The organism is Paraburkholderia podalyriae (genome assembly GCF_014397785.1).
Lineage (GTDB): Bacteria > Pseudomonadota > Gammaproteobacteria > Burkholderiales > Burkholderiaceae > Paraburkholderia > Paraburkholderia podalyriae.
The window spans coordinates 1-782 of sequence record NZ_VZQQ01000267.1 but is presented as its reverse complement, the minus strand read 5'-3'; the positions used below and the strand labels follow the sequence as shown (position 1 = coordinate 782).

The window sequence follows — 782 nt, the reverse complement described above, 5'->3', positions numbered from 1 at the left end:
ATCGTCGTTGAGCGATTCACCGTGCCGCTCGAAGTCCGCCAGTCTCGCAGGAACCAGCCCATGCCAGAACCAGCGTAGAGCCTCGTTCCGACGCCACGAATAAGCGTTGACAGTCGGTACGAGATCATCTGGCTCAGGCCCTGGGCCACTGCGCGGCCCGCCAGGGGCGCGACGTGCTGTTCATCACGCAGACTGACCTGCTCAAGAAGTTGCACGCCGCGCGCGCTACCGGCCTGTACGAACGCAAGTTCCAGCAGTTCGTGCGTGTGCCGCTGCTGATCGTCGATGACTTCGCGCTCAAACCCCTGCATCCGCCCCACGACGAAGACTTCCACGATCTGATTGCCGCCAGGTACGAGCGCGCGGCGTCAGTCTTGACTTCAAATCTCGACTTCAGCGAATGGGGCGACGCGTTCCCCGACAACCGTATCCTCGGCGCCGCCACGCTTGACCGGCTACGCCACGGCGCCTATCGCGTGGTGATCGAAGGCGACAGCTTCCGCAAGCCCAAACCAATGCCTGAAAACAGCGAAAACACCGTTGCAAAATCCGGCAAAAAACCGCATTCTTGAGTCCCTTCGAAATCGCGTTTCGGGGCCACTTCTGGTGGCCTCATTATGCCGATCATCACCGGCTCGATTACGCCGATCCGTGACACCTGGCCCTTCGTTCCCGTCGTAGCGTCAAGATATCCGCCCGTGACCCCGAACGTTCCTGTCAGGACAGGCGCAGCCGACACGTCGTAGGACTTGACGTTCATGTCCGGCCCTTCGTCCCCGATC

Annotated in this window: 1 pseudogene; it reads left to right on the top strand. The window is 61.1% G+C overall.

Annotated features, from left to right (window positions below):
- Positions 1-119: 119 nt before the first annotated feature.
- Positions 120-572, top strand: a pseudogene (locus F6X42_RS42955) (ATP-binding protein); the annotation flags it as partial.
- Positions 573-782 lie beyond the last annotated feature (210 nt).